We start from the raw sequence: 20,504 nt of genomic DNA, 5'->3' as shown, positions 1-20,504 counted from the left end.
CCGGAGCAGAGCCATGTCAACACTTCCTCAGCAGTTAACCTTCGGCGTCATTATTGGCAACCGGGGTTTTTTTCCCAGCTATCTGGTGGGCGAGGCGCGCCAGCAGGCGGTCGCGCTGTTTGAAAAGATGAACATTAATACGGTGATGCTGGATGAGAACCAGACCAACCTGGGCGGCGTCGAGACGCGTCAGGAGGCGAAAACCTGTGCCGCGCTGTTTCGTCAGCACCGCGAAGCGATTCACGGCATTGTGGTGTTGCTGCCTAACTTTGGTGATGAAAAAGCCATCGCGGAAGCGCTGCGTCTCGCCGGGCTGAATGTGCCGGTGCTGGTGCAGGCCGAAGAGGACAATCTGGATAAAATGGGACTGGCGACCCGCCGCGACAGCTTCTGCGGCAAAATTTCACTCTGCAACAACCTGCGGCAATATGGCATCCCGTTTACGCTGACCCGCCAGCACGTCTGCGCACTGAGCGGCGACGTGTTTATGCAGGATCTGCAGCGGTTCAGCCAGCTCTGTCGGGTGGTGAATGCCATGCGCCGGGTACGCGTCGGGGCAATTGGTGCCCGGCCCGCCGGATTCAACACCGTGCGCTACAGCGAAAAGCTGCTGGAGAAGATGGGCATCGCGGTGGAGACCCTGGATTTATCGGAGATCTTTACCCGCACAAACCGTCTGCGCGATGACGATATCCGCGTGGCAGAGAAGCGTGAAATCCTGGAGGCCAACGCCGATGCGCGGGGGATTCCGGGTGAAAAACTGGTGACCATGGCCAAACTGTTTGTGGTGATCAGCGAGTGGATCAGCGACAACGATATCGATACCACCGCCATTCAGTGCTGGACATCGTTGCAGGAGAACCTGGGCATTAACGTCTGCTCAATCATGAGCGTGATGTCGGGCCAGCTGATGCCCAGCGCCTGCGAAGTGGATGTGATGGGGGCGCTGTCGATGTATGCGCTCGCCAGTTGCTCGCTGAACCCCGCCTCGCTGGCAGACTGGAACAACAACTTTGGCGACGAGCGGGACAAATGTGTGCTGTTTCACTGCGGTAATTTCGCCAGCGCCAGCCTGGAGTCAGCGACCATGGGCACGGCGGATATCATCGGCACCACCGTGGGCAAAGAGAACACCTGTGGCGCAGTGCATGGCCGCATGAAGCAGGGCGATCTGACCTATTTCCGCCTCTCTACCGACGACTTCAGCGGCGAAATCAAAGCCTATGTGGGAGAGGGAATGTCGGTCACCGATCCGCTGGACACGGTAGGTTGCCGTGCGGTGATCCAGGTGCCGCAGCTGGAGACACTGCTGGCGTGGATCTGCCGTAACGGCTTTGAGCATCATGTGGCAATGAATCACTCTGCCACGGCTGGTGTGCTGCAGGAAGCGTTCAGTGAGTATCTCGGCGTGAGCTGCTATCGGCATCAGTAAGCGGTAAGGCGGAACGGCTGAATGCAAGGGATGAAGCAGCCGGTGCGGTCACGATTCCGCCCGCACCGGCTTGTATGCCCGCCACTCATGAAAAGGAAGGCGGGCACTGATTTAGCGCGCCATTCTGCGCACCTCGTCATCGTCATTCTGTACCGCAACCAGATCCACCGGTGGCAGATTGCCGCCGCTGAACTCCACCTGACGAATCGGGAAGGCGAAGCGGATATTTCGCTCTTCCAGTGCTGCCATCAGTTGCAGGTTAATCTCCTGCTGAATATCCATGTACTTGTTGTAATCCGCATCCAGCACAAAATAGACCACTTCGAAGGTCAGTTTTGAATCCTCAAAGGCCAGGAAGTGGGCGCGGTCAAAACGGGTGGTCTCAACGCCCTGGATAATCTCTTTCACCAGCGGGCTGATCTCCCGAACCTGCTCTGACGGCGTGGCGTAGCTGATACCAAACTTAAAGACGATGCGGCGCTGCTGCATGCGCTTATAGTTGTGAATCGTCTGCTGCAACAGAATGGTATTTGAGCAGACAATCTGCTCGCCGCTCAGGCTGCGCAGTCGGGTGGTTTTCAGGCCGATATGCTCAATGGAACCGGCAATGTCACCAAAGACAATAAAATCGCCATGCTCAAACGGCTTATCAAAGCCTATCGCCAGCGAAGCAAACACATCGCTCAGTACGGTCTGAATCGCCAGCGCAATCGCGATACCACCAACCCCAAGGCTGGCGACCAGTGCGGTAATGTTGATGCCCATGTTCGACAGAATGGCCAGGAACATCATGATCCAGACCACCACCCGCAGCAGAATCCCCAGGATCACCGTAGTGACCGGGTTGCGTACGTGCAGCGGGTCACGCAGCAGGCTCTTCAGCCATAGCCGGATGCCACAGTCGAGCCACAGAGCGAGCTGCACAATCAGCGCCAGGAACCAGCCGTGCGCGATGGTTACACTCCACGACTCGGGCAGATCGACAAACTTCAGGGCAATCAGCAGCGAAAAGATCAGCAGCAGGGTCTGGCTGGTACTGCGCAATATCTCCACCAGAATCGCAGTGGCGCGAACATGACGATGTTCGCTGTAAAGGGCAATCCGGTTGGAGATAAAGCGAATCAGAGTACGTAATATCCAGTAAATCACCAGCGTGGACACCACCACGATGGCGCTGTTTAGCCAGAGTTCCTGATTAAAAAAGAGGGAATGAAAACGACGTGAAGAGAGCCAGTTTTCCATTGGGGAGGGTCTCCTTGCTGGGTTCCGGTTTAAAAGAAAACAAGCAAGAAGCATAGCCTGGATGCGGCCCACCTGTGTGGCGCATCCGTAAAGCGGTTACTGGAATCGGGTCGATTTATCGCGCGCCAGGCGCTCAAGGGCAAAAATAATCTGCTGAAGCTGCCGCTCCTGCGCCGGGTTCAGCGTGGCAAAACGAAAGCTCAGTCGCGGTGTGATGCGGGTTTCATTTTTGCCGGTCACCACGCTGCGCTCGCCAATGCTCAGCAGCTTTACCGGCACGTCAAAATGGCCATACTCGCCCAGCTCGACCCGGAACGGGTTGAAGCTGTCACCGTCCTGCAACCCGTCCGGCAGCGCTTCATCCACCAGCACGCCGATACCGCCCAGCGACAGATCCTGCAGACGCAGGCGCGTTTTCCTGCCATCGGGCCACACGGTATGACACCAGAACTGCGGCTCCAGCGGGGCGCAGACCCGAAAAAACTCACGTCGCTGGATCTGCCACAGCAGGTCTGGCAGCGGCGCGCTGAAAGCGGGTAACCCTTCAAACTCCACGATTTCCAGCGCGGCGAGGCTGAATTCCACCTTAGCGCCGTAGGTTTCCGCAGTGATACTGAGATCGTCGCTGGTCAGGGCATAATCGTTATCCAGATTATTACTGCCGAGGTCAAACAGCAGGCGATCTTCATCGGCAGCCAGCATCCGGCTGATAAACTGCCCACGCGGAAAGCGCACCAGTAATGGCGTCTGCAATCGCAGCAGATCTTTCATAACGCCAAGAACCGCCAGCGTGCCACGTTTTAGATATTGTTCCTGGTCGGCTTCTTTCACGTCCTGCTCCACAAGGGGGGTTACTTTATTGATGCGGTTTTTTTGCCTCGTCTCGGTTATCGGCGCGGCTAAAAAAAGCTTTAGCATGCTATTCATCAATAATAACTGTGAGCAGGCAGGCATTTTTTGAAAAGCTGGTTATACTTATCGCGGTAAACCGCTTGATTAATCAGGCGTTCACGATTTAATCAAAAAAGGAAGGAGCAACAGATGGGTATTATTTCCTGGGTCGTCTTTGGCTTAATCGCAGGTATTCTGGCGAAGTGGATTATGCCGGGTAAAGACGGTGGCGGTTTCATTCTGACTATCGTTCTGGGTATTATCGGTGCAGTAGTGGGTGGCTGGATCAGTACGCTGTTTGGCTTCGGCCGCGTCGATGGGTTTAACTTCGGAAGTTTTGTGGTCGCTGTTATCGGTGCCATCGTGGTGCTGTTTATCTACCGCAAAGTACGCAGTTGACCGTAAAGGTTTAAACGAAAAAGGGGACGAAGCGATTCGTCCCCTTTTTTTATCTCTTATTTTGCAATCAGAAGTCGTAACCGACTGTCGCCATTACACTGCGCTCTGCGCCCCAGTAGCAATAGCCCGTGCCGTAACAGCCCGCTACATAGGTACGATCGGTCAGGTTATTGGCATTGACCTGTACCCAGGCACCTTTCAGGCTGCTGTTCCAGACGCCGAGATCGGCCCGCACTGACGCATCAAACAGCGTCACCGACGGCACGCGCGTGGTGTTTTCATTGTCCGCCCACTGTTTGCCGATGTAACGCACGCCCGCACCCGCACTCAGACCGTAATCAAACTGATAGTGACCCCAGAGTGCAGCCATGCTGTTGGGTGTGACATATGGCGTATGTCCGTCGTTGCCATCTACCGACTCTTTAAAGCGCAGATGATTCAGCGTATAGCTCGCCACGGTGCTCAGACGCGGGGTTAACTGATTACGCGCTTCCAGCTCGATGCCCTGTGAATGCACTTTGCCTGATGGCGTATAAGTCGCCGTCAGCACGTCGCGGTTCGCCACATCTTTCTGCGTCAGGTCATAGACCGCCACGCTATAGAGATCGCGGGTGCCGACTGGCTGATATTTCACCCCGGCTTCATACTGCTCGGCGGTAGTCGGCTTCAGCAGGTTGTTGTTGGGATCGGTGAGCGCGGTCGGGGTAATCGCCTGGCTCCAGCTGACGTAAGGCGAGATACCGTTGTCGAAGGCATAGAGCAGTGCTGCACGGCCGCTGATGTGATCATCCTGACGGCGGTCGCTGCCGCTGTTATTGGCGACAATGCGGTCATAACGACCGGAGAGATCCAGATGCCAGCGATCCAGCTTCATCTCATCCTGCAGATAGAGGCCAGTCTGATAGTAGCGACGGGTTTTATCGGCCCAGGTGTAATCAGGCATGTCGCCAACCTGTTCACCAGTCCGTGCATTAAGCTGGTTGGCCGAGCCGCCAGCGGCAGTGATCTCATTTTTATAACGATGATACTCAGCACCCAGGGTGACGCGGTGCTCCAGTTCTCCGGTGCCGAATTCTGCCTGTAAGCGGTTATCGGTGGACCAGGCCGAGAGCGAAGAGCGCTCGCCAGAGTAATATCGGTTCAGCAGATCGGGATTCACGCTGTCCCAGCCAATCTGATAGACCTGATCGAGATCGACATTCGAGTGGCTGTAGCTGCCGGTCGAGGAGAATGACCAGACGTCGTTAAAGCGATGGGCGAAATCGAAGCTGTAGATCTGCTCGCGACGCTTGAACTGATCGAGATCGCTGTTGCCCTCATAAAAGCCGTTGCTCAGCTTGTAGCCGTTGTGTTCGGTGAGGCTGCCGTCACCCGGTACCGAACCGTGATAGCCGCCCGACGGATCCTTCTGCAGATAGGCTTTCAGGATCAGATGCGTATCTTCATCCGGCTGCCACATCAGCTGCGGCATCAGCGCATATTTCTCTTCGCGGGTGTGATCGTACTGGGTATCGCTGTTGCGGGTTACGCCGGTCAGGCGAAACGCCCACTGATCGTTGATGGCATTGGTGTAATCAAACATCGTGCCGGTAGTGGCGTTGCTGCCCGCCTGCAACTGGATGTGACCCTCTTCGCTGAACTGAGGACGCTTGGTGACCATGTTCACCAGTCCGCCCGGCACCGTCTGACCATAGAGCGCAGAAGAGGGGCCTTTGATCACGTCGATGCGTTCAAGGAAGGCGTTATCCACCTGCAGGCCGTTGAAACTGCCGCCGTCGCTCATCAGCCGCATGCCGTCGAGGAAGGTGTTATCGACATCGCCGCCATGGAAGCCACGCAGGGCAATGGTGTCGTAACGGGTCGCGGCACCGCCGAAGTTGGTGAAGACGCCGGAACTATAGCCCAGCGCCTGGTTCAGGGTCAGCGCGCCCTGATCCTGCATCTGCTGGCGGGTAACCACGGAAATCGATTGCGGCGTGGTGATGAGCGGACGGTCGCTTTTGGTTGCGCCCTGGCTGGTCGTCGCCAGATAGCCCTGGGTCGGCGAGGTCGAATCTTCCTGCGGTTGCGCGGTTACCACCATATCGGCAGCATAACTCAGAGCAGGCGCGGTCAGCGCCAGGGTGCATAGGGGAACATAACCTTTCAGCGACAATGACAGTTTCATCAAAATTCCTTTCTTGGCAAAGGTTCAGGCAGGTGAATAAAAGCTTTGATAGGCAATCTCATTATCATAATGAGAATTATTACCTTTTGTAAATTGGCTGCAATTTTGCCTGTTGATGAAAGAAGGTCAAGTAAAATTCGCGGAAATGAAGTGGGGATACCCCCGGCAAGGCCAGAGGTATCCAGAGAGGATTAAGGTTGTGAGGCAGACGCCTGCGGAATATCGTGGGCGCTGTTACAGGTTTTATCTTTCGGGCAGTACTTATCCAGCAGTTTCAGCGTGACGCCGTTAGTCCAGCCGAAGCCATCCTGCAGCGGATATTCACCGCCACCGCCGCCGCCGAGATTTTTGCCATCAACGACATATTTCTCCACCAGCTTATGCTCACGGTCATAGGTGTTCTGGACGTTTTGCAGGAAGCGTAATCCCACCTCTTTCGCCAGTTTTGGCTGGTTGTAGTGCTCCAGACCTTCCACAGCGACCCACTGCAGCGGTGCCCAGCCATTGGGTGCATCCCACTGCTGACCGTTGTTCACGGTGGTGGTCACCAGACCACCAGGTTTCAGCAGCTGTTTTTCCACTGCGCTGGCGGTGCTTTCAGCCTGCTTATCGCTGGCGACCTGCAGATAGAGCGGGAACAGCGCGGCAGCAGTCAGCTGAGGATGGACCTGCTTTTTCTGCCAGTCATAATCGGCGTACCAGTTCTGTTTGCTGTCCCACAGATAGCGGTTGATCGCCGCCTGGCGCTTCTCCGCGCGATCGGCAAACTGCTTCGCCAGATCGCTCTGCTTGTTCATCTGATAGCCTTTCGACAGGGTCTGCTCCAGATGGAACAGCAGGCTGTTGAGGTCAACCGGGGCCAGCTGCGTGGTACGAATTGTCGACAGGTTATGCGCATCGGTAAACCAGCGCGAACTGAAATCCCAGCCCGACGCCGCACCGGAACGCAGCTCACGGTAGAGTTCGGCTTTATTCCTCTGCGGCGCTTTCTGGGCGGTGGCAATGTCATCCATCCAGGATTCTGTACGTGGCACGTCGCGCGCATCCCAGTAGCGGTTGAGCAGGCTGCCGTCCGCCAGCTTAATCACGCGCTTGCTGGCTGCGCCCGCCGCGACTTTATCGCTGTCTGCCATCCAGTAGTCATACTCTTTCTGCAGCTGCGGCAGATAACGGGTATAGGCTTTGCCGTTATCGTGCGTCGCCAGCAGATCGACCATCAGGCTGAAGAACGGCGGCTGTGACCGGCTCAGATAGTAGCTGCGGTTGCCGTTGGGAATGTGGCCATAGCGGTCGAGCAGCGAGGCGAAGTTATCCACCATATCCTGCACTTTATCCCAGTGTCCGCTCTCGGCCAGCCCCAGCATGGTGAAGTAGCTGTCCCAGTAATAGACTTCACGGAAGCGCCCGCCTGGCACCACATAGGGTTTGGGCAACGGCAGCAGCGAGTCATACTGACCGGCGCTGCTGGTGGTACGCGTCAGCACCGGCCACAGGCCATCAATGTGGTCACGCAGGTTTTGTCCGGCTGGTGGCACATATTTGTCACCAGCCGCGGGCAGGGTAAAGTTGGCATCCACAAAGCGCTTAAGATCGAAATTGCGCTGTTTCTTCTGCATCTGCCAGTCGGCAAGAATTGAGGCGGGATCGAATTTCGGCACCGCATCCGCAAAGGTCTTTTGATCGGGATAGAACTTCGCCTGTTGCACGGCATTAAACAGCGGTCCTAAACGAACGTCAGGCGGCTGCGGCTGATTATTCAGCATGCGACTGTTGTCGTCGGCCTGGGCAGTGAAGGCGGGTACGCTCAGCAGCAACGTGAGCAGAAAGGGCGCATAACGCTGACGCCGTGGAGCGGCGTTTACCTCAATTTTTGTCATCGGTTTTTCTCCTTGTCCGAAACGCGGCCGCGCGTAACGCATTGACCACAGGACCAACTTTAGACCTTATCTGACCACTTCACCCTGAAGCGAGCCGGAAATGTGAAGCCACGGGAATTATTTTTATGGAAAAAACCGCTTTATTACGCTGGTTTTTTCTTGCTCTCACCCTACTTTTCCCTGACGCTGAAAGAAAAAAAGGAGAGCAGGATGGAGATCATCTGGTATCACCCGTCGCAGTCTGCAGCGGCCTGGATTAACGGTTTACAACAGCGGCTGCCCCAGGCGCGGGTGCGTGCCTGGCAGCCAGGCGATAATGGTCCGGCTGATTACGCGCTGGTCCGTTCGCCCCCCACAGAAATGCTACAGGGACGCGCCACCCTGCGCGGCGTCTTTGCGCTGGGGGCAGGCGTGGACGAGATTCTGAAACAGCTGCAGCAGAACCCTGAGATGCTGCCCGACAGCGTGCCACTGTACCGGCTGGAAGATACCGGCATGGCGCGGCAGATGCAGGAGTATGCGGTTCACAGCGTACTGAGCTGGTTCCGTCGTTTTGACGACTACCGTCTCCAGCAGCAGCAACAGTGCTGGCAGCCGCTCCCCGCTTACACGCGTGAAAACTTTACTATCGGCATCCTGGGGGCGGGCGTGCTGGGGCAGAGTGTGGCGGAAAGCCTTAAACCCTGGGGATTCCCGTTACGCGTCTGGAGCCGCTCACCCAAAGAAATTGATGGCGTGACCAGCTTTGCCGGTCGCGATGCATTGCCTGCCTTTCTGCAGGAGACGCGGGTGGTGATCAACCTGCTGCCGAGCACGCACGAGACCATTAATCTTATCGACCACCACTTTTTACAGCAGCTGCCGCACGGCGCTTTCTTCCTCAACATCGCGCGTGGCGCGCAGGTGGTGGAAGAAGATCTGCTGGCCGCGCTCAATAGCGGGCAGCTGAAAGCGGCGGCGCTGGATGTCTTTCAGGTTGAACCGCTGCCGGAAGCGCATCCGCTCTGGTCACATCCGCGCGTCACGATCACGCCCCATAATGCGGCGGTAACCTTGATCGACGAAGCTATCGACTACATCGCCCGCGCCATCACCCAGGACCAGGCAGGCGAGCCGCCGCAGGGCAAGGTGGATCGTCAGCGCGGCTATTAATGAACCGGCCCCGTCAGGGGCAATCAGCAGGAGAAGAGGATGTATCCGGTAGATCTGCATATGCACACCATCGCCAGCACGCATGCTTATAGCACGCTGCACGACTACGTGACTCAGGCGAAGCAAACCGGCATGAAACTGTTTGCCATTACCGATCACGGCCCCGACATGGCCGACGCGCCGCACTACTGGCACTTCATTAATATGCGCGTCTGGCCGCGCGTGATCGATGGCGTGGGTATTCTGCGCGGTATCGAAGCCAATATTAAAAATCAGCAGGGTGAAATCGACTGTTCCGGCCCGATGCTCGATGCGCTGGATTTGATCGTCGCCGGTTTTCACGAGCCGGTTTATGCGCCGCGCGACCGGAAACATCACACGGATGCGATGATCGCCGCGATGGCGGGCGGGCTGGTCCATATAATCAGTCATCCAGGCAACCCGAAATTCCCGGTCGATATCACGGCTATCGCCGAGGCAGCCGCGCACTACGATGTGGCGCTGGAGCTGAACAACTCCTCCTTTACCCATTCGCGTCCGGGCAGTGAACCGAACTGCCGGGCTATCGCTGCCGCGGTGCGCGATGCCGGTGGACGGCTGGCATTTGGCTCCGATTCCCACACCGCGTTTACGCTGGGTCACTTCGATCACTGCCTGCGCATCGCCCGCGAGGTGGATTTTCCTGAGGATCGGGTGTTAAATGTCACGCCGCGTCGCCTGCTCGACTTTCTGGAGCATCGCAGCGGCAAACATATTGCTGAACTGGCTGACTTTTAATTTACTTGCCTCAAGGAAATCTGACTCATGAATGAGTTTTCCATTCTGTGCCGCGTGATCGGCTCACTGTTTAATCGTCAGCCGCAGGACCCGCTGCTGGTGCCGCTGTTTACGCTGCTGCGTGAAGGCAAACTGCAGTCGCAGTGGCCGCTGGAGCAGGATGAGCTGCTGACCCGTCTGCAACAGAACAGCGATCCCCAGGCGCTGGCCGCCGATTACAACGCGCTGTTTGTTGGCAGCGATTGCAACGTGCCGCCGTACGCCTCACAGTGGCCGGAAGGCAAAACGGAGCCAGAAGTGCGTGCGTTTTTAACGTCACGCGGAATGCCGCTGAGCGATGCGCCTGCTGATCATTTTGGTGTGCTGATGCTGGCTGCGTCATGGCTGGAAGATCAGTCAGCGGAAGATGAGAGCGCGGCGCAGATGGCGCTGTTTGAAGAGTATCTGCTGCCGTGGTGCGGTGCTTTCCTGGGTAAAGTGGAAGCGCACGCGACCACCGCTTTTTATCGTACTCTTGCCATGCTGAGCCGCGAAGCGATCCAGGCGATGTACAACGAACTGCTGGATAGCAGCGAAGAGACGCCTGACGCCTGATTCACCACGTCGCCGGGTGCGTACCCGGCGCACAGTGCTGAATCGTCTTTCTCAATGGGTTCTGGGGGGATTCTCTGGATACGGCGTGCTTTTTTTCGGGCACCTGAACCCTCTTAATCGGCTTACAGGATTAACTGCCCGGGTCGGCAGCCATACAGTTTTGCGAGACGTTCACGCGTCTTTTTCTGCGGCTTACTTTCAATACGCTCCAGTTGAGAGATCGCACTTTGCGTGGTTCCCAACTGCTGAGCCACATCATGCTGGCTGAGCCCCCGCCAGATGCGCCAGGCCGCCTGAAGACTCACTTCCTGCTCAATCATGATCCCTGCAACGTCGTGCGGGATCGTCTCATCGTCGTGCTCGTCAGCCTCCACAGGAATAGTCTCCCATTCGCCATCGCTGGCCGAGAGCAGCCTTTCATATTCCGCCACCGGCAAGACCACAAACTGGGGTTTGCCTGCTTCATCATAGATGTACTGTTTTGACATAGTTTATCCGGGTAATTGTGTGTCGCAGCAGAGGTCGTGAGTGCGTAAGGCTATGCCGGTATCCAAAAAGCTTTAGTAAGTGACGGATGTTCTTCTTGCTACCTCTGTAATTTCCAGAATCACCGGTTCGCCCCCGGTTAACGTAAAAAGGACCCGGTAGTTGCCAACCCGCAGCCGGTAGTGATTATCGCTGCCCTGCAATTTTTTAATGTCCAGTGTGACGACCGGGAAACAGACTAACTCACCCACCTTCTGGTAAATGATTTTCTGGTAACGTTTGTCGATCTTCATAAGGTGCTTCAATGCCCGCCTGGACCAGTCTACCCTGACCATTCTGCACCCCGTTTCAATGAACTTCGTCCCTGAGCCATGTGTAAATAATAAGATAGCAATCTAATGCCATCAACATTATTTTTCTAATTATCTAATGTTTCGCTTCACCACGTCGCCGGGTGCGTACCCGGCGCACAGCCTGGCGTCGCACAGAGCTGTGGGGTGCCGGGCAGCCAGGCGGCCGCTCGCAGCCTCACTCCAAACCCCCACGGCGTTAATTCGTAACAGGGCAGGTTATCCTTAACCTGCGGCGCAATGCCGGAGCCTGTGCGCTGATCGGTGGGATGCTGCTGCAACAGCCACGCGGTGCGCGCCAGCGACAGCCGGACCTGGCTGCCGTGGCCCTCAGTAATGCGTCGCCGTAATCCCTCCAGCACCGCCGCCGCCAGCAGATAGCCGCTGGCATGATCCAGCGCCTGCACCGGCAGCGGAACCGGTTTGTCGCTCTGCTGCCACTGCATGCCTCTTTCAGCAATGCCGCATCCCATCTGCACCAGACTGTCAAAACCCCGGCGATTGCGCCACGGACCCTGCCAGCCCCAGGCATTCAGGCCGGCATCAACCAGACCGGGTGAGAGTGACTGAAGGGTCTCCGCGTCAAACCCGAGCGAATCCAGCGCATCCGCCCGATAGCCATGCACCAGCACGTCCGCTTCACGCAGCAGGTGGATAAACTGCTCGCGATCGGCGGGCTGAGTCAGATCCAGCACCGCTCGTCGCTTGCCGCAACTCATCTCTTCATCCAGCGTCGGCTCCTGCCAGCCGGGCGGATCGATGCGCAGCACGCTGGCTCCCAGGCTGGCAAGAAAACGGGTAGCGACCGGCCCGGCAATAATCCGCGTCAGATCCAGTACTTTAATGCCCATTAAAGGACGGGCTTCGGCCAGCGGCCATTCCGGCGCCGCTGCCTGTTGTGTGGTCTGCCAGCTAAATAGCGGTTCGCGCTGCACGGCCAGGCCCTGCGGATGCTGCTGCCAGGCGGCGGCGCTGCGCATCTCTGCGGCACAGCCACCCGCATCAATAACGGCCTGCTCCAGTTCGCTGGCCTGCCACTGTTGCACCTGCTGCGCCAGTGCTGCGCGATCGGCGTGTGCGCCCAGCACCCGCTCCATCGCCAGCCGGTGATGCACGGCGTTGGTGTGCAGACGGATCCAGCCATCCCGGCTGCGATAGTCACCGGCAAACGCATCCCACATCGCGGGTGCCGCGCGATTCAGCGGATGAAAGCTCTGCTGAAACCAGCGTGACGCCAGCCGGACGTTAACGGTGACGGGCGGAGAGGCGAATTCAGGGCGGGATGTGGCGATAAGCGCAGCAGCAGCCTGCGTTGCCAGACCGATGCTGGTGGCCGCCAGTTCACTGACGGCAAAGGCAGAAGAGAAGGTGGCGCGATCAACGAAGGCGGGGAGAGGCCAGGCGGCGTCGCGACTTCGCAATCCCTGCTGCATCTGCTGCCAGAGAGAGGCGGCAAGCGGTGAGTCCATGTTGTGCTTCCTGAGAGAGGTGATTTCTCAAGCATAGCACGCGGGATTAACGCCGCCGCAGGCGCGGGAAGCGGGCATGCATCCGCAGGCTACGCAGGTTGATTACGGCAATAGCGGTACCAAGGATTACCAGCGACGCACCGATAATCTTGAAGCTGTTGAGGCTGTCGCCCAGCACCACAATGCCCATCAGCACGGATAATACCGGCGTCAGCAGTGAGTAGGGCATGATCAGGTTGACGTTATATTTCTTCAGCAGCATATACCACAGTGTATAGGCGACAATTGACGAGGCGATAGCGCTGTAAAGAATGGCAAACCAGCCGTGCCAGCCCGCATTTTGCAGGGCGTAGAGCTGATGTGATTCCATCAACAGACTGGATGCGCCGACGACAGGAATGGCCAGAAACGCAATCCAGCCGGTCATGGTGAGCGGTTTAATCGGCGGTGACTTTTTCACAATCAGGTTGCTGACAGCCCAGCCGGTGGCGCTGCACAACAACAGACAAAGCACCCACCACGACGGAATCGTCGGGCTGCCGGAGAGCACGACGACGCCGCTCAGCGAGATCATAATGCCCATCAGCTGCACCAGCTTCAGCTTCTCTTTCAGCACCACCATCGCCAGCAGCATGGCAATGGGTGTACCGAGCTGAACCACAATCGCGCCGGTGCCGGCATCGGTATAGCGCAGGCCGACAAACAGCAGCGAGAAGTGCATAAAACCGAACGTGAAAGCCAGTAGCAACAGCCAGGGTAGCTGCTGACGGTTAATCCGGCAAAACGGTACCAGTACGATGGCGACGACCACAAAGCGCATAAACGTCAGGAAAAGTGGCGGAAGCTCCAGCAGGCCCCATTTCACCGCAACGTTGTTGAAGGCCCAGATTGAAACCACCATCAGAATCAGAAAAAAATGCCGCACAGCCACGATAATATCCTTTCGATGTTTTTTTGCTTAGCCCGCTAATGATGGCACGAACTGCGGCATTGCAGCCAATCGCAGGGAGAAATTTTCTGCGATTGCGGCGCAGCCTGATGAGACTTTCGGGCGCGTTGCTGGCAGACTGATTTGAAACGACTTCTTAAAGGAACTGATTCGGTATGACCTACACGTCCGCCTTACCCCTTGCGTTAATTCAGCTTGAAGTCCCACCTGCAAACGTTGTCTCAGAGATTGGTGAACAGCCGCGCTGGTTCATCGACGCGTTAAACCTGCAACCCGATGAATACCTGATTGTACGGCCCCATCTGGGCGAGGCGCTACCCGCTTTCGACCAGATTTCCGGGGCGATCCTCAGCGGTTCCTGGGCGATGGTCACCGATCACGCTGAATGGAGCGAACGCAGCGCCGTATGGATTCGCGCAGCGATGGATCACGGCTTGCCGTTGCTGGGGGTCTGCTACGGTCACCAGCTGATGGCCTATGCGCTGGGTGGCGAGGTGGCGGACAATCCCAATGGATGGGAACGCGGGCTGTTACCAATCAACTGTATGCCGGAGGCGCAGCGCGATCCGTTACTAAAGAAATTGCCACAGGACTTCAGCGTCTGGCTGTCACATCGCCAGTCGGTGATCAGCGCGCCACAACAGGCGCAGGTGCTGGCCGCCTCTGCGCGCGATGGCTGTCAGATTGTCCGTTATTCGCCGCAGGCGCTATCGGTGCAGTTTCATCCTGAATTTTCACGGCACATCATGAACGTTTGTATGCCCAAAGGCTGTACAGAAGATGGGGCAAACGAGATGGAGGGGAAAGACTGGGCGCGTGAGTTGCTGGTGGCGTTCTGGCAACAAACGCGCCCTGCAATGGCGCAAGCTCAGGGTGCGTAGTGACGCGTGCAGCGATAGACCCAGGCGGGTGGCACGTTTTTCATCACCCGCTGGCGCTCCCAGGTGAAGTAGCGCGACAGGTCTGGCTGAGTCAGCGAGGTATACTGGAACTGTACAAAGACGCCGTTGGGCCCGAGGGCGTTATACACCGCACGCAGAATCGCCTCACGCAATTCAGTGGGTAATGAGAGCAGCGGCAGGCCAGAGAAGATCACGTCATATTCTCCGCTCAGGTATTCCGCTGAACAGGTGCGCACCGTCATGCGCGGATCGTTCAGCGCATTAAGCTTATCGGCCAGCGTGCTGCTGATCTCAAAGGCATCCAGCGTGGCATCGGGTGACATCTGCGCCAGTATCTGCCGCGTCAGTACACCGTCGCCCGCGCCGAGTTCGGCAATACGTAACTTTTCAGGCCATTCCACCGACGTAATCATGGTGCGGCACAGCGCCTCTGACGAGGGCGTAATGCTGCCCATCTTGCGCGGGTTGCGGATAAACTGATGCACGAAATTGGCTTTAGCGCGCATCAGGGTAAAAGCTGAAGCCAGCATGCTCATCTCCAGAATGAATTCATCCTCACGTTGACCCCTTTGTGCCGCACAAGTTTCTCTCTGACCAGCCTTTTGGGTAAAAGTCGGAATTATCTAAAGACGAAGCGTAAACACCCATTCCTTCGGGGCGGTCACAGTTTCCGGTTAACAGAACTGACAGGCTCTTGATGATGCTTCATGTTAATAATAAGTTTCATCATTGTTACATCAGTCACCTGTCAGGAGAATGATCATGCGTTATGCCGCCCCCGGAGAACAGGGTTCTCTGATTACCCTACAAAAGAATTATGGCAACTTCATTAATGGTGAATTCGTCGCGCCGGTGAACGGCAACTACTTCACCAATACCTCCCCGGTGAACGGCTCTGCGGCCGGTGAGTTTCCGCGCTCAGACGTTGCCGATGTTGATAACGCTGTGGCTGCTGCGGCAGCGGCGGCGGAAGCCTGGGGCAAGACCTCGCCGCAACAACGCTCGCTGCTGTTACTGAAAATCGCCGATCGGCTGGAACAGCATCTGGAGACGATGGCGGTCTATGAAACCTGGGATAACGGTAAACCGGTTCGCGAAACCCTGGCGGCCGATATGCCGCTGGCCGTCGATCACTTCCGTTACTTTGCCGGTTGTGTCCGGGCGCAGGAGGGCAGTGCCGCCGAGATTGATGAGTTCACCGCCGCCTATCATTTCCATGAGCCGCTGGGCGTGGTAGCGCAGATCATTCCATGGAACTTTCCGCTATTAATGGCGGCGTGGAAACTGGCTCCGGCACTGGGCGCGGGTAACTGTGTGGTGCTGAAACCGGCTGAGCAGACCCCGCTGTCGATCACCGTTTTTGTCGATCTGATTAAAGATCTGCTGCCGCCGGGCGTGCTGAACGTGGTGCATGGGTTCGGCAAAGAGGCGGGTGAAGCGCTCGCCTCCCATTCCGGCATCGCCAAGGTAGCCTTCACCGGCTCTACCGCAACCGGCGGTCATATTCTGGAGCTGGCAGCAAAAAGCCTGATCCCCTCGACCGTCGAGCTGGGCGGTAAATCACCTAACATCTTCTTTGAAGACATCATGCAGGCGGAGGAGAGCTTTATAGAGAAAGCCGCCGAAGGCGTGGTGCTGGGCTTCCTGAATCAGGGCGAAGTCTGTACCTGTCCGTCGCGGGCGCTGGTACAGGAGTCGATCTACGAACCCTTTATGGCGGCCGTGATGAAGCGGGTAAAAACCATCAAACGTGGCGATCCGCTGGATACCGAAACCATGGTGGGCGCGCAGGCGTCGCAGCAGCAGTTCGATAAAATTCTCTCTTATTTTGAGGTTGCCCGACAGGAGGGCGCTGAAGTGCTGGTGGGCGGTGGCGTAGAGAAGCTGGATGACTCACTTAACAGCGGCTACTACATTCAGCCGACACTGCTGAAAGGCAACAACAGCATGCGCGTTTTCCAGGAGGAGATCTTTGGCCCGGTCATTGGCATCACCACCTTTAAAGATGAGGCAGAAGCAATCAGTATCGCCAACGACTCCATCTATGGGTTAGGTGCTGGCGTCTGGACCCGCGATATCAACCGTGCTTACCGTGTGGGCAGGGCGATTAAAGCCGGGCGCGTCTGGACCAACTGTTATCACCTCTATCCGGCGCACGCCGCCTTTGGCGGTTATAAGAAGTCGGGTATCGGGCGTGAGACTCACAAAATGATGCTGGATCACTATCAGCAGACTAAAAACCTGCTGGTCAGCTACAGTATCGAGCCGCTGGGCTTCTTCTAGTTCTGGCCCGCAACCTGCCAGGTTAACTCTGCACTCTTCTCCCAGAACCACGCTATGGCGTGGTTTTTTTTGCTCCACGTAGCCGGGCGCGCTGAGAAGCATGGCGATGGCTGCAATGCCGATAAAGAACAATTAATCAGTCCTTTCTTAAAGCGACGCCGGGCCGTTTTGCGCTTCGCTTATCTCGCTTCACGACCACCTTATCCTCAGCCCTTTCTGAACCGTCCCATATTGAATCAACTTGCTGATTTGTAACCATTATCTCACTGTTTTTTACGCTAAAAACTGCCACGTATTACGGTCACCTCGCCGTTAACCTTCATTACGGCCTGGTGAAACAGCGCCATTTTTTACATGAGTTTTTTTAATGCTGACTACAGGGGTGTCTGGTTTCTGTGTAAGAATACTTCATAGTTGCTCATATTGTTAAGAATAATCCTAAGCGAGTGATTAAAAGTAACACATATTTGCACTAAGTAAATTACTTAAACTTTACTTAAGTAAAATCTTATGAAAGTGGCCCGTTGAAATTTTGTCAATCTTCTGTAAACTCGCAGCTTATGTTTACAAAGGAATTGTGATTTCATACCTACGGGCAGGATATACCTGGCTCGTGCGGTAGCTATGAGCTTATACACATCTTGTAACTTACTGAATGTGATCGTAAAAACAGGAAAATAAGTCTATGCGCTGCGCTTTTTTCTTTTGTTAGCGAATAGCGTCACAAGTGTAAATCTGAGTCAATATGTCAGTTTTTCGGCCAGGGATGGCATAAGTAAAGCTTGGGTTTTGCCTGCCTCATCCAATCTGACGGAAAAAAATAGATCATGTTTATGATCATTTCTTGCCAGCTCAGATTTCTCGCTGCACCCGTCCCGGTCGCCATAGTTGCTTTTTAATAGTTAACGTTAGTTGATCTTTTAACGTGCCTCGCCATGGCACTTTAACGCTATTTGCTTAAGGTTTTTCTTTTAGGCTGGCACTAAGTGGCGCTCTATCAGCACCACATCCCCGATTTTCATTACTGACAACCGGCCTCTGGCCACTCTCCAGGATATGAATGGAACACAACATGAAAAAAATGGTGAAGCTCCGTATTGCGTTAGGCCTGATGTTTGTTTTTTCTGTCGCGGGTTGTAAAACGCCGCCAAAAATGACGGATGACACGCTGGTCACCAGCACCGTGGATGGCGTGGTGATCAGTCACCGTTATGCGGTTAAACCGCCTGCGCAGTTCAGCCCGGTCAATGAAACCTACCGTGCGCTCTATCCCGCTTCGGTGATGAGCCATCCGAGTTTTGGCGGCAAGGTGGTGGAGACGCTGAAAACCGGCGAAAGCTACACCGTGATTGGTCAGGTAGAGAACAACTGGCTGGCGCTGGGTGAACCCGCTCAGCCGTCAGCAGAACCTGAACCGGGTAAAGCCAGCAGTGCCGTTAAAGAGTCAGCGCCCTCCGCAGCGCCGCAGGCAACCGTTCAGCTGACCGGCTATGTGCCATTTCGCGCCGTGGTGAAAAGCGAGCTTTACGATCAGACGATCAAGGCTGACCAGCCGAAGCGCCGGGTGCGCAGCAGCAAGAAGAAAACCTGTGTTGCGGTAAACGGTGACAGCACCGCCTGCCAGAACAGCACTAACGGAACCTGGATTATTAACTAATCGCACTAAGCAGGGAGGGCGGGATGATGACAACAACGCAATGGCGTGGGGCGCTGATAGTGCTGCTGACGTGGCTGATGACCGCGTGCAGCAGTACTCCACAGCCCGTTGCCTGGTACAACCTGGACGTTCAGGCGCAAAACCAGGTTAACGGCGGTGCGCCGCTGAAAGTCCGGGTGGTATTACTGACCTCCGATGCGGAGTTTATGTCGGCTGACTTCTACTCCCTGCAAAACCAGTCCGCTACCGCGCTGGGTAATGCGCAACTCAATACGCAACAGTTCTTCCTGACTTCCACTCAGCCCCATAAAACGCTGCGGATTAAGAGTCTGCCCGAGGCGCGCTTCATCGGCATCATGGCGGAATATCAGGCGCTGGATGGCAAGGTCTGGCGACTGTCGCTGCCGGTTCCCGAAGGCGAATCACCCTCATTCTGGGCGTTCTGGAAGCGTGACGATGGTGAGCTGAATGCGCGCATCGTGGCGGGGATTAACGGCCTTCGCGTGGAAAAACAGTGATGTCTATGAACAGAGCCGAAAAGGTGGTCTGGACCGAGGGGATGTTTCTGCGTCCTCACCATTTCCAGCAGTCAGAAAATTATCTTCTCAGCACCCTGCGTGAGTGGGGCCAGTCGCAGCGCGCCTATACCTGGGGTTTTTACGATCTGGAGTTCGATGAAGCGCTGCTGCGCCAGGGGAAACTGGCGCTGAGCGCCGCCAGCGGTTGTCTGCCTGACGGCACGTTTTTTGCCTTCAGCCAGCCACAGCACGGTCCGGCCCCGCTTGATCTGCCTGCCTCCGTTGACCGCAGCAAAGTGGTGCTGGCCATTCCGGCACGCCGCAATGGCCGCGAAGCGGTGGCCTTTCAGGAGTCGCAGGATTCTCTGGCGCGCTACCTCGCCTGGGAAGCGGAAGTGGAAGATGACAATGCCCAGGCCGTGGGCAGCGCCACGGTGCAGTTCGGCAAACTGCGTCTGCGGCTGATGCTGGAACAGGATCTGACCGCCGAGTGGACCGCCATGGGCGTGGCTCAGGTGATTGAAAAACGCAGCGACAACCACATCCGGCTCGACAGCGACTACATCCCGCCGATGCTGACGCTTAACAGCAGCCGTCCGCTGCAAAACATGTTCAACGATCTGCACGGGCTGATCCAGCAACGCAGCCAGCAGCTGAGTCAGCGCGCGCCGGGCACCGGTCGTTTTAACAGCGCGGATATGGTCGATTTTATGCTGCTGGCGCTGCTCAATCGTCAGCTTGGCCTGCACACTCATCTGCAACATCTGCCGCTGCTGCATCCTGAAACGCTCTACAGCCACTGGCTGCAACTGGCGGCGGAGCTCAGTACCTGGACGCCAGCCCGCGCGCCCGATGGCCTGCCGCTCTATGATCATGACGATCTGCACAGCTGTTTTAGCCGCCTGTCACTACTGCTGCGTCAGGGGCTGTCCCAGGTGATGGAAGAGAGCGCGATTCAGCTGCCGCTGATTCAGCGTTCGCACGGTCTTAACGTCGCGACCGTGCCGGAGAGCAGTATGGTGCATGAGTTTGGCTTTGTGCTGGCGGTGAAAGCCAGCGTGCCAGCCGACACCCTCAAAACCCACTTCCCGGCGCAGATGAAAGTCGCCCCGGTCAGCAAAATTCGCGATCTGGTGCAGTTGCAATTGCCCGGTCTGGCACTTCGGGCGATGCCCGGCGCGCCGCCGCAGATCCCGTGGCATGCCGGATACAGCTATTTCGAACTGGATAAGAACAGCGAGCTATGGAAAGAGATGGAGCGCTCGGGCGCTTTTGCGCTGCATCTTGCCGGTGAGTTTCCAGGTCTGAACATGGAGTTCTGGGCCATTCGTAGTCAGTCAGAATCATAAACTGAGCACG

General features: G+C 56.5%; 19 protein-coding genes. 10 read left to right on the top strand and 9 right to left on the bottom strand.

Features of this window, described 5'->3' with window-relative positions; translation table 11 throughout:
• The first annotated feature begins 13 nt into the window (after positions 1–13).
• Positions 14–1,432 carry an L-fucose/L-arabinose isomerase family protein gene (locus ACO6VX_RS06860; RefSeq protein WP_061901553.1) on the top strand — a complete coding sequence of 473 codons (1,419 nt, stop codon included), beginning with the start codon at positions 14–16 and terminating at the stop codon, positions 1,430–1,432.
• Between the two features lie 111 nt (positions 1,433–1,543).
• On the opposite strand, the gene ACO6VX_RS06855 is transcribed toward ACO6VX_RS06860, so the two are convergent.
• Together ACO6VX_RS06855 and ACO6VX_RS06850 are read right to left on the bottom strand one after the other, a co-directional pair.
• Entirely contained in the window at positions 1,544–2,674 is a 1,131-nt protein-coding gene (locus tag ACO6VX_RS06855) for a mechanosensitive ion channel family protein (RefSeq protein WP_236351816.1), read from the bottom strand.
• Between the two features lie 96 nt (positions 2,675–2,770).
• On the bottom strand, positions 2,771–3,505 hold the full coding sequence (locus ACO6VX_RS06850) for a flagellar brake protein (RefSeq protein WP_031592913.1): 735 nt from the start codon (positions 3,503–3,505) through the stop codon (positions 2,771–2,773).
• 210 nt (positions 3,506–3,715) lie between these two features.
• On the opposite strand from ACO6VX_RS06850, the gene ACO6VX_RS06845 reads away from it, so the two are divergent.
• Positions 3,716–3,964, top strand: a complete 249-nt coding sequence (locus tag ACO6VX_RS06845) for a GlsB/YeaQ/YmgE family stress response membrane protein (protein ID WP_010246168.1) — start codon at positions 3,716–3,718, stop codon at positions 3,962–3,964.
• A 67-nt stretch (positions 3,965–4,031) separates the two neighbouring features.
• Here the strand turns inward: ACO6VX_RS06845 and ACO6VX_RS06840 are convergent, their stop codons facing one another.
• Both ACO6VX_RS06840 and treA read right to left on the bottom strand, forming a co-directional pair.
• Complete coding sequence (locus ACO6VX_RS06840) at positions 4,032–6,131, bottom strand: TonB-dependent siderophore receptor (protein WP_010669885.1); 2,100 nt, start codon at positions 6,129–6,131, stop codon at positions 4,032–4,034.
• A gap of 191 nt (positions 6,132–6,322) precedes the next feature.
• On the bottom strand, positions 6,323–8,008 hold the full coding sequence (gene treA, locus ACO6VX_RS06835; RefSeq protein ID WP_010669886.1) for an alpha,alpha-trehalase TreA: 1,686 nt from the start codon (positions 8,006–8,008) through the stop codon (positions 6,323–6,325).
• Positions 8,009–8,218: 210 nt separating this feature from the next.
• Here treA and ghrA point away from each other — a divergent pair, with 210 nt between their 5' ends.
• Genes ghrA through ACO6VX_RS06820 form a run of 3 tightly spaced genes read left to right on the top strand, consistent with a single transcriptional unit; the run spans position 8,219 to position 10,531 of the window.
• Positions 8,219–9,160, top strand: a complete 942-nt coding sequence (gene ghrA, locus ACO6VX_RS06830) for a glyoxylate/hydroxypyruvate reductase GhrA (protein ID WP_187515604.1) — start codon at positions 8,219–8,221, stop codon at positions 9,158–9,160.
• 39 nt (positions 9,161–9,199) lie between these two features.
• Positions 9,200–9,937, top strand: coding sequence for a phosphatase (locus ACO6VX_RS06825; RefSeq protein ID WP_422457991.1), 738 nt, complete (start codon positions 9,200–9,202; stop codon positions 9,935–9,937).
• Between the two features lie 27 nt (positions 9,938–9,964).
• A complete protein-coding gene (locus tag ACO6VX_RS06820; protein ID WP_010246159.1) occupies positions 9,965–10,531 on the top strand; it encodes a TorD/DmsD family molecular chaperone in 567 nt (188 codons plus the stop codon).
• Positions 10,532–10,653: 122 nt separating this feature from the next.
• Here the strand turns inward: ACO6VX_RS06820 and ACO6VX_RS06815 are convergent, their stop codons facing one another.
• From ACO6VX_RS06815 to ACO6VX_RS06800, 4 genes are all read right to left on the bottom strand, one after another.
• A complete protein-coding gene (locus tag ACO6VX_RS06815; RefSeq protein WP_010246157.1) occupies positions 10,654–11,019 on the bottom strand; it encodes a helix-turn-helix domain-containing protein in 366 nt (121 codons plus the stop codon).
• Between the two features lie 72 nt (positions 11,020–11,091).
• Positions 11,092–11,352 (bottom strand): type II toxin-antitoxin system RelE family toxin, encoded by a 261-nt coding sequence (locus ACO6VX_RS06810; protein ID WP_010246155.1) that lies wholly within the window; start codon positions 11,350–11,352, stop codon positions 11,092–11,094.
• Between the two features lie 104 nt (positions 11,353–11,456).
• On the bottom strand, positions 11,457–12,836 hold the full coding sequence (locus ACO6VX_RS06805) for a CoA transferase (protein WP_422457990.1): 1,380 nt from the start codon (positions 12,834–12,836) through the stop codon (positions 11,457–11,459).
• Positions 12,837–12,882: 46 nt separating this feature from the next.
• Positions 12,883–13,767 (bottom strand): DMT family transporter, encoded by an 885-nt coding sequence (locus ACO6VX_RS06800; RefSeq protein ID WP_010669895.1) that lies wholly within the window; start codon positions 13,765–13,767, stop codon positions 12,883–12,885.
• A 173-nt stretch (positions 13,768–13,940) separates the two neighbouring features.
• Between ACO6VX_RS06800 and ACO6VX_RS06795 the strand changes: the two genes are divergently transcribed.
• Entirely contained in the window at positions 13,941–14,666 is a 726-nt protein-coding gene (locus tag ACO6VX_RS06795) for a glutamine amidotransferase (RefSeq protein WP_033757357.1), read from the top strand.
• Here the strand turns inward: ACO6VX_RS06795 and ACO6VX_RS06790 are convergent.
• Positions 14,654–15,217 (bottom strand): class I SAM-dependent methyltransferase, encoded by a 564-nt coding sequence (locus ACO6VX_RS06790; RefSeq protein WP_033766984.1) that lies wholly within the window; start codon positions 15,215–15,217, stop codon positions 14,654–14,656. The two genes, ACO6VX_RS06795 and ACO6VX_RS06790, sit on opposite strands and share 13 nt — an antisense overlap.
• A gap of 232 nt (positions 15,218–15,449) precedes the next feature.
• Here ACO6VX_RS06790 and ACO6VX_RS06785 point away from each other — a divergent pair, with 232 nt between their 5' ends.
• From ACO6VX_RS06785 to tssK, 4 genes are all read left to right on the top strand, one after another.
• On the top strand, positions 15,450–16,970 hold the full coding sequence (locus tag ACO6VX_RS06785) for an aldehyde dehydrogenase family protein (protein ID WP_422457989.1): 1,521 nt from the start codon (positions 15,450–15,452) through the stop codon (positions 16,968–16,970).
• A 1,060-nt stretch (positions 16,971–18,030) separates the two neighbouring features.
• A complete protein-coding gene (locus ACO6VX_RS06780) occupies positions 18,031–18,627 on the top strand; it encodes a hypothetical protein (protein WP_061704060.1) in 597 nt (198 codons plus the stop codon).
• A 23-nt stretch (positions 18,628–18,650) separates the two neighbouring features.
• Positions 18,651–19,145, top strand: a complete 495-nt coding sequence (tssJ, locus tag ACO6VX_RS06775) for a type VI secretion system lipoprotein TssJ (protein WP_033779377.1) — start codon at positions 18,651–18,653, stop codon at positions 19,143–19,145.
• 5 nt (positions 19,146–19,150) lie between these two features.
• Positions 19,151–20,494 (top strand): type VI secretion system baseplate subunit TssK, encoded by a 1,344-nt coding sequence (tssK, locus tag ACO6VX_RS06770; protein ID WP_010246132.1) that lies wholly within the window; start codon positions 19,151–19,153, stop codon positions 20,492–20,494.
• The last annotated feature ends 10 nt before the right edge of the window (positions 20,495–20,504 follow it).

The sequence above is a fragment of the Pantoea sp. BJFS-204 genome (assembly GCF_049310725.1).
GTDB classification, from domain to species: Bacteria; Pseudomonadota; Gammaproteobacteria; order Enterobacterales; family Enterobacteriaceae; genus Pantoea; species Pantoea agglomerans.
Note: the sequence above shows the minus strand (reverse complement) of the source record. Positions and strands in the feature narration are given on the sequence as shown.

Bases quoted from the DNA above. Each gene is read 5' to 3' on its own strand.
- ACO6VX_RS06820 (WP_010246159.1), top strand. From the start codon at position 9,965: ATGAATGAGTTTTCCATTCTGTGCCGCGTGATCGGCTCACTGTTTAAT.
- ACO6VX_RS06805 (WP_422457990.1), bottom strand. From the start codon at position 12,836: ATGGACTCACCGCTTGCCGCCTCTCTCTGGCAGCAGATGCAGCAGGGA.
- ACO6VX_RS06810 (WP_010246155.1), bottom strand. From the start codon at position 11,352: ATGGTCAGGGTAGACTGGTCCAGGCGGGCATTGAAGCACCTTATGAAG.
- ACO6VX_RS06785 (WP_422457989.1), top strand. From the start codon at position 15,450: ATGCGTTATGCCGCCCCCGGAGAACAGGGTTCTCTGATTACCCTACAA.
- tssK (WP_010246132.1), top strand. From the start codon at position 19,151: ATGAACAGAGCCGAAAAGGTGGTCTGGACCGAGGGGATGTTTCTGCGT.
- ghrA (WP_187515604.1), top strand. From the start codon at position 8,219: ATGGAGATCATCTGGTATCACCCGTCGCAGTCTGCAGCGGCCTGGATT.
- treA (WP_010669886.1), bottom strand. From the start codon at position 8,008: ATGACAAAAATTGAGGTAAACGCCGCTCCACGGCGTCAGCGTTATGCG.
- ACO6VX_RS06815 (WP_010246157.1), bottom strand. From the start codon at position 11,019: ATGTCAAAACAGTACATCTATGATGAAGCAGGCAAACCCCAGTTTGTG.
- ACO6VX_RS06790 (WP_033766984.1), bottom strand. From the start codon at position 15,217: ATGCTGGCTTCAGCTTTTACCCTGATGCGCGCTAAAGCCAATTTCGTG.
- ACO6VX_RS06840 (WP_010669885.1), bottom strand. From the start codon at position 6,131: ATGAAACTGTCATTGTCGCTGAAAGGTTATGTTCCCCTATGCACCCTG.
- ACO6VX_RS06795 (WP_033757357.1), top strand. From the start codon at position 13,941: ATGACCTACACGTCCGCCTTACCCCTTGCGTTAATTCAGCTTGAAGTC.
- ACO6VX_RS06860 (WP_061901553.1), top strand. From the start codon at position 14: ATGTCAACACTTCCTCAGCAGTTAACCTTCGGCGTCATTATTGGCAAC.
- ACO6VX_RS06845 (WP_010246168.1), top strand. From the start codon at position 3,716: ATGGGTATTATTTCCTGGGTCGTCTTTGGCTTAATCGCAGGTATTCTG.
- ACO6VX_RS06825 (WP_422457991.1), top strand. From the start codon at position 9,200: ATGTATCCGGTAGATCTGCATATGCACACCATCGCCAGCACGCATGCT.
- tssJ (WP_033779377.1), top strand. From the start codon at position 18,651: ATGATGACAACAACGCAATGGCGTGGGGCGCTGATAGTGCTGCTGACG.
- ACO6VX_RS06780 (WP_061704060.1), top strand. From the start codon at position 18,031: ATGGAACACAACATGAAAAAAATGGTGAAGCTCCGTATTGCGTTAGGC.
- ACO6VX_RS06855 (WP_236351816.1), bottom strand. From the start codon at position 2,674: ATGGAAAACTGGCTCTCTTCACGTCGTTTTCATTCCCTCTTTTTTAAT.